This is a genomic window from Thermodesulfobacteriota bacterium (assembly GCA_039028315.1).
Lineage (GTDB): Bacteria > Desulfobacterota_D > UBA1144 > Nemesobacterales > UBA2774 > CR02bin9.
Genome location: JBCCIH010000121.1, coordinates 1 through 7571 on the forward strand (window position 1 = coordinate 1; position 7571 = coordinate 7571).

General features: G+C 40.1%; 7 protein-coding genes. 2 read left to right on the plus strand and 5 right to left on the minus strand.

From position 1 onward, the window contains the following. The coding region (locus AAF462_08175; GenBank protein ID MEM7009093.1) for a gamma-glutamyltransferase at nt 1-790 on the plus strand (790 nt) is incomplete at its 5' end. Here AAF462_08175 and nadA read toward each other — a convergent pair. The 4 genes from nadA to AAF462_08195 are packed head-to-tail and all read right to left on the minus strand — an operon-like array spanning nt 787 to nt 5071. After that, on the minus strand, nt 787-1785 hold the full coding sequence (gene nadA, locus AAF462_08180; GenBank protein ID MEM7009094.1) for a quinolinate synthase NadA: 999 nt from the start codon (nt 1783-1785) through the stop codon (nt 787-789). The genes AAF462_08175 and nadA overlap by 4 nt on opposite strands. 36 nt (nt 1786-1821) lie before the next feature. Then, on the minus strand, nt 1822-2667 hold the full coding sequence (gene nadC / locus AAF462_08185) for a carboxylating nicotinate-nucleotide diphosphorylase (protein MEM7009095.1): 846 nt from the start codon (nt 2665-2667) through the stop codon (nt 1822-1824). 7 nt (nt 2668-2674) lie between these two features. Then, nucleotides 2675-4273, minus strand: a complete 1599-nt coding sequence (gene nadB, locus AAF462_08190; GenBank protein ID MEM7009096.1) for an L-aspartate oxidase — start codon at nt 4271-4273, stop codon at nt 2675-2677. Between the two features lie 42 nt (nt 4274-4315). Further along, a complete protein-coding gene (locus AAF462_08195; protein MEM7009097.1) occupies nt 4316-5071 on the minus strand; it encodes a LexA family transcriptional regulator in 756 nt (251 codons plus the stop codon). Between the two features lie 122 nt (nt 5072-5193). Between AAF462_08195 and AAF462_08200 the strand changes: the two genes are divergently transcribed. After that, on the plus strand, nt 5194-5526 hold the full coding sequence (locus AAF462_08200) for a hypothetical protein (protein ID MEM7009098.1): 333 nt from the start codon (nt 5194-5196) through the stop codon (nt 5524-5526). 19 nt (nt 5527-5545) lie between these two features. Here AAF462_08200 and glnD read toward each other — a convergent pair. Then, nucleotides 5546-7571: [protein-PII] uridylyltransferase (gene glnD, locus AAF462_08205; GenBank protein MEM7009099.1), on the minus strand; the 2026-nt coding region annotated here is incomplete at its 5' end.

The window sequence follows — 7571 nt, forward strand, 5'->3', positions numbered from 1 at the left end:
GAACACAGCTAAAACAATCAATATCTTAGCGGAAACTATGAAGCACGCATACGCGGATCGTTCTAAATATCTTGGAGATCCGGATTTTAATCCAATACCTCTAGCAGAGCTAACATCGAAAGACTATGCAAAATCTATAAAAAATGAAATCAGACCTGGATCGGCTATACCGAGTATAGAAATCAAACCTGGTGACTTAAGTAGCTATGAAGGTCCAAACACCACGCATTTCTCAGTAATTGACAGTGATGGCAACGCTGTATCAAACACATATACGCTTAACTTTAGTTATGGATCAAAAATTACTGTTCCTGGAACAGGCATCCTTCTCAATAATGAGATGGATGATTTCTCTGCTAAGTCAGGTGTGCCAAACGCATTCGGCCTTGTAGGAGGAAAGTTTAATTCAATCGAGCCTGGAAAGAGAATGCTTAGCTCTATGACACCAACAATTGTAATGAAAGATAATAAGCCGTTTCTTATTACAGGAAGCCCCGGGGGAAGTAGGATTATTACCACAGTTCTACAGATCATATTAAACGTAGTAGATTTTGATATGAACATTGCCGAGGCTACTAATGCAGCGCGCGTTCATCACCAATGGCTTCCTGATACTTTATTTGTAGAAAAGGGCTTAAACAACGATACGATTAAGATACTTACTGATATAGGATACGATGTTAAGATCGGCCGCACAATCGGGGTTGCAGAGAGTATAATTAAAAAAGATGGTTTTTTATTCGGGGCGTCAGACCCAAGAAGGCCTGGCGGCCTGACTGCGGGATACTAGGCTGTTATCTCAAGCATTCGGTCAATTGATTTCTTGGCCTGCATAGCAATATCGAGCGGCACTTTCACTTCAACAATTTCTTCTTCAAGTGACCTAAGCACCTTGGGTAGAGTAATCATTTTCATATACTTACAAACCGCGCTCTCTTTTATTGGACGAAATACCTTATCGGGGTTAGCTTTTCTGAGCGGATGCAGCATGCCTGTTTCAGTTGCTATTATAAATTCTTTAGATTCAGACTCTTTTGCATGTCTTATCATCCCGCCTGTAGATAGGAATTTTATATTCCCATTCGCTTTACCGTTACCGTTTCTATTTCCATTTCCATTCCCATTTCCATTCGTATGAGCTTCTTCCCCTATTTGATATAACAAGTTTGTAGTACATCCGCACTCCGGGTGTACTATCATTTCTGCTTCTGGATGCTCGTGCTGCATATCCTCGATGTCCTGCTTTCGAATACCCGCATGCACGTGGCACTCACCTGGCCAGATATTAATTTTTCTACCTGTAACTTTAGCAGCGTATGCTCCCAAGAACATGTCAGGCAAAAAAAGTATCTCTTTATCTTCAGGAACAGATTTTACAACCTGAACAGCATTTGCCGAGGTACAGCAATAATCACTAAGCGCTTTTACCTCAGCGGTTGTGTTTACGTATGAAACCACAACGGCATTTGGGTTTTCTTGTTTCCAGCTTTTAAGCTGCTCAGCGTTAATGGTATCAGCAAGAGAGCAGCCTGCTTTCTCATCGGGGATAAGTACTTTCTTGTCCGGTGAAATAATGGATGCTGTCTCGGCCATGAAATGAACCCCGCAAAACACGATTATATCAGCCTCGGTATCGGCAGCTTCCTGTGAGAGGGCAAGGGAGTCCCCTGTGAAGTCAGCAATGTCCTGGACTTCAGGAAGTTGGTAGTTATGGGCTAAAATCACTGCATTTTTTTGCTGTTTTAGTCTCTTAATTTCTTCTGCAATCTTTACCATATTACTCATAATATAATCATTTATTTATTAATGTTAAGGGGGTAATTATACCATATAGAGGGATATGTCCAGCGCCTGTACGGAGTGTGTTAGAGCGCCAACAGATATAAAATCAACTCCGGTTTCGGCAATTTTGGATAGGCCTTTAAGCGTAATGCCGCCTGAGGCTTCAGTGAAAGCTTTTCCATCGATTAATATGACGGCCTCTTTCATAATATCTGTGCTCATATTATCCAGCATTATTATATCCGCCCCAGATTTAAGGGCCTGCCCTACTTCATTTAGATTAGAAGTTTCAACCTCTATCTTATACTTGCCGGCGTATTTGCTGCGAACCAGCTCTAGCGCATTTTCTATCCCGCCCGCAGCTTTTATGTGATTATCTTTGATCATAACAAGATCGTAAAGGCCAAAACGGTGATTCTGTCCTCCCCCGCAAGCAACTGCATATTTGTCTAAAACTCTTAGCCCTGGGACGGTTTTTCTGGTATCAAGTATTTCGGTATTAAAGCCTTTAAGCGCATCTACATACTTAGATGTCTGCGTTGCTATGCCTGACATGCGCTGAAGTAAATTCAGAGCAAGCCGCTCGCCTGATAAAACGGCTCTAACGCTGGCATGAATTCTTAGAATTTCCCAACCGGGCTCTACAATATTGCCGTCATTTAAGTTTTGAGTAAAAGAAGAATTAGGGTCTAATTTTGTAAATATTCTTTTTGCTACTTCTACGCCTGAAACTATGCCCTTTTGTTTTGCCACAACATAAGCTTCGCATCTTTGGTCTGGTGAGAAAATCGCATTTGTCGTTACATCTCCAGATCCAAGATCCTCTATAAGAGAATTCTCTAAAATTAAATCAACCTTATCCCAATTAATATTAAGTTCTTCCATTTATCTATTAATTTACAGGGGAATACTTGGGCTCTTTGCCCTTTATAACCACAATGTGTTTTGCCCAGTCGCTATTTTCGCCTGAAAAGTCCTCTCTAATATGAACTCCCCTCGTCTCTTCTCTAATTAATGAGAATTTCGCTATCAAAAGCGCCGCATCGAGCGCCATATTAAATTTTAGTCTATAGTAACCAGAGAATTCTTCTACTGATTTAGCAATCTTCTCTAAGTTTTGTATAGCGCTCCTAACTCCACTCCCGTCTCTGACTATACCAACCTGGCTGTTTAGAATTTGCGATACCGCTCTTTTTATGTGGGACAGTTGATTTGACTGAGACTCTGAGTATTCAAATTTATGCTCCTTTAGGTTTAGAGAAGATAAATCAGGCAATTGTTGATCTTGTTCTAAATCTACAACAGCACCGTCTACTGAGCGTTTGGCAAAAACCACGCACTCTAATAGAGAATTGCTTGCAAGTCTATTAGCACCATGAACGCCTGTTGAGGCAACCTCACCGCAGGCAAACAGGCCCTTTATGTTTGTCTCGCCATATAACCCAGTTTTTACACCGCCTATCGTGTAGTGTGCAGCTGGCGCAACAGGGACTAAATCTTTTGTTACATCCACCCCTGAGCTAAGACAAAAATCATAAATATTAGTGAAGCGATTTTTAATATAGTCAGATTCTATATGTCTTAGGTCTAGGTAAACATTATCCTCTCCCGATGTATTCATTTCGGTAAATATTGAGCGTGAGACAATATCTCTTGGCGCAAGCTCAGCGTATTCGCTGTACTCGGTCATAAACCTTCTTTCTTTGCTATTTAGAAGATAAGCCCCCTCTCCTCTAAGTGCTTCGCTGATCAAAAAACTCTCCCCGTTTTCGCTATAAAACGCTGTTGGATGAAACTGGACAAATTCCATATCAGTAATCTGGGCACCAGCTTGGTATGAAAGTGCTATACCCTCTCCGACAGAGCCTTTGGGATTTGTAGTTCTCTTATAAAGCGCTGAGGCCCCACCGGTTGCGAGTATGGTAGCCTTAGAAAGTATTATTTTTGAGTTGAAATTGTTATCTAGGGCGAGTGCTCCGTAGCATCTTTTATTATCTGAGAGGAGCTTAACAACACCTGTGTTCTCATATTTTGTGATGGAAGGATTTTTCTCAACTGCTGAAATCAAAAACCTGACCATCTCTTTTCCTGTAGAAGTGCCCCCCGCATGCAGGACGCGTCTTTTGGTGTGGCCACCTTCAAGTCCAAGCTCAAGCCCGGCATCTCCTGTGTCAAACTCCATGCCAAGGTCCATCATATCGATAACTCTTTGACGCCCTTCTTCAACCAGAATTTCAACCGCCTCTCTGTTGCAGAGCCCTCGTCCTGCTCTTAGAGTATCTTCAATATGAAACCACGTGGAGTCCTGTGGATCCATAGCAGCCGCAATCCCGCCCTGTGCCCAAAAGGAATTGCTTTCCTCAATTGTAGATTTTGTGAGAAGTATCACTGAGCCAAAAGTTGATGCATAGAGCGCAGCGTAAAGCCCTGCAAGCCCGCTTCCTATGATAAGAAAATCGCTGTGAGACTCAATATTATTTTTACTATTCATATATTGGCAAGTTTTAAAGAATACACATATTTGACTTAAAAACTATTCATAGACTTGTGAGAGATACCTCATTCGCCCTATTATTAGATCCTCAAAATCCTCGAGTTCATCATTGGGGACCTCGATCTGAGGGTAATGTGGATTTTCAGATTTCACGATCAGTGATTTATGAGTAGAAAATAAATATTTAAGAGTTACACCTTCAGAGCGGAGCCACACTGCATAGATTTCGCCGCTTATAACTTTTTTGTCATCAGTATCTATACCAACACTAGAGCTCTCTCTAATTACAGGAAACATGCTGTCACCTGATACAGTGAAATAGTACATACCTTGGGAGTGAACATTTAGTGGGACTGTAATCTGATCGTCAGGATCTCTTTCTTTATAATAAGTAAGATCACCATCTCCTATCTTTCCATGTACCGGCACAAGCAGGACTACCTTTTCACTTTCAGAATTGTCTGAAGTTTCATCACCTTTATATTTAGAAGGCTCCTTGGATTCTGAGAGTATATATGTGCTCTTTTTGGACAGCAGAGCTCCTGTATTAGTAAAATACTCCTCAAACAAAGAAGATGAAGGCGGACCAATATCATTTATAAGCCATTCCATGCTCACATCTTCGCATTTGGCGAATATCAGCGGCCAATCTAATGAGTTTCTAGACTTCCAGCTCGCAAGTGTATTCGGCGCAATACCCAAGAAATCAGCTAATTCCTTATCATTGCCAAAACTATAATACTGCTTGAGCTTAGATATTAACAAACTCGCGTTATGTGAATTATCTCTTGACATAAGTCGCGTATTGCGATATTATCCTTTTATAATATGAATTTGTATCGCAAATCATAAGCTATTATGGCGGTAATATCAAGTTGGAGCATCCAGAATCATAATTAATCGGCTAAGCAAAACAAATGAGGATATTAGAGAAGATAGAGATAGTTAATGGAGAGCCGGGCCCTACTATAAACTTGGGCGTAAGCGGGGTAAATAGTTTAATTGGATACTCGTGCAAGATGTGCGTGTTGAACACTCATGGCAAAGAAATAGTAGCGAAAAGAGACGTAACACAGGTAAGTATAGAGGAAGGCAAAGAACTATTTACAATTACTTTAAGTGCATTGGATACTGAAATGCTAAGTGGAGATTTATTTTATATTTGGAAAATAGAGATAACAAACGATATGGTTTATTACAACGATGAAACTCGTATCGGAATAGTAGTTAGCAAGAAAAATGATATATAAATCTTAGACGACTCTTGAATCATTCAGAAATTGATTTATAAATAGAGGCTTTTATGTCTTCTATTTTTTCCGGATCAGAAATCTTCTTGCCTTTCGAGTCTAGTACGTAAAATGCATCAACTACCTGGTCTACTTTAGTGGAAATTTTTGCATACTCAACAGAAAGCTTAAGATCAGTGATAGCTTTAGTTATATCATAGAGCAGACCCGCTCTATCATAAGAATAAACATCGATCACTGTCGCTGTATCAGAAGATTCGTTGTCCACTTCAATTCGTGTCGGGTACTGAGGAATTTTCTTTCCGTAGCGAGATCTTTCCTTCTTGCGTTTTGCGACTAATTTTTCTAAATCCAGCTTACCTGATAGGACTCCTTTAAGGTTTTTATCCAGTTTTTTGAAGAGCTCTTCTTCGCCTCCGCTGGATTTACCCAACCTGTTCACATAGAAAACGTCTAAGATCTTACCGTCTTTTTTTGTGGAGATTCTGGCTCCTAGGATATTAAAGCCACTAGCCCTAATAACCCCGCAGAGTCTTGAGAATATACCGGGCTCATCTACTCCCCATATAGTAAGTTCATCAAACTCCTGATTTGGGAAAAAGGATAGATCAAATCCGAATATGCCTTTTGATTTATGTATATATTCAACATGTTTCGATATTTTTCTGGGCGAAAACCCCATAAAGTAAGAATTAGGCATTTTAGACAAGATCCTTCTGATTTTAATCTTAGGAACTTTTCTGCCGAGCAATCTAATAACTTCATTGATAACCCTTTTAAGCCTGTCCTGGGGTTCTTCTTTCTTAAATTCTCCACCTTCCTCTAACACCTTGGCTGTTCTTATATACAGCTCCTTAAGCAGCATACCTTTCCAGTTTGACCAAACCTCGGGACCCACAGATCTAATATCCGCAAACGTAAGCAGATATAGCAGAGATAGAGTTTCAAGAGATTTCACCGACTTGGCAAACCTGACTATCATACTGTAGTCATGAATATCGCGCCTTTGTGAAAAATGAGACATTATTAAATGATGCTTTACTAAAAACTCCAACTGTTCACTGTCTGATTTTGATAATCCCATCCGCTTTGCAACTGTCGGGATCATAGCAGCTCCTTTCTGTGAGTGGTTACTGCCCTCTCCCTTGCCCATATCATGAAACAAGCATGCTAGATATAGAACATGTTTTTTCATTACAGACTCAGCTGTTTTGGTTAATAATGGAAACTCCTCATCGCTTTTATAGTTCAGGAGATTTTCTATTTCTCTTACAGCAAAAATTGAATGTACATCTACCGTGTAGACATGATAAGCATCATGCTGAACCATGCAGATAATCTTTCCAAATTCCGGAATGTAGTAACCAAGCAACTTAAGTCTGTTCATTTCAAAAAGGGTATCGGCAACATTTTTACCCTTCCTAAGTATTCTTAAGAAAGAGGCATTTACTTCAGGATTAGTTCTAAAGTTCTCGTCAATAGCAGTTCTGCTAACATTTTCTCTAATCAAATCAACCAGATAGGGATTCATTCTAATTTCGTGTTTATCAGAATATTCGAATGCTCTCATCAGGTTAGCAGGATCCTCTTTAAAAATTTCAGCATTTGAAACAGACAGCATCCCGCTCTGGATTATAAAATCATGCTCAAGTTTAATTTTTTTAGGTCCGCGTGGAATCAACCTGACTTCTGCCACGCATTTATCAATTAGTATCTTGGATTGCTCCCTGATATCATGAGCCCTTAAGTAATAAATCTTCATAAACCTCTCAACTGCGGGCAGATCAGCATCTCTAAAACCTAGAAACTTGGCAATTTTCTCCTGGAACTCAAACCCAAGCCTATCTTCTCCCCTCTGAGCCAAATAGTGAAGCTCAGAGCGGATTAAAAGCAGAAAATTAAGACCTTTTTCAAAAGTTTTAAGCTCCTTTTCAAGGAGTATTCCTTTTGGCAATAGCTCCTGAAAACTCTTTACTTTATATTTAGCCTGAGCAATCCAAAGGGCATAGTTTATGTCTCTTAACCCTCCCTCACCCTCTTTAACA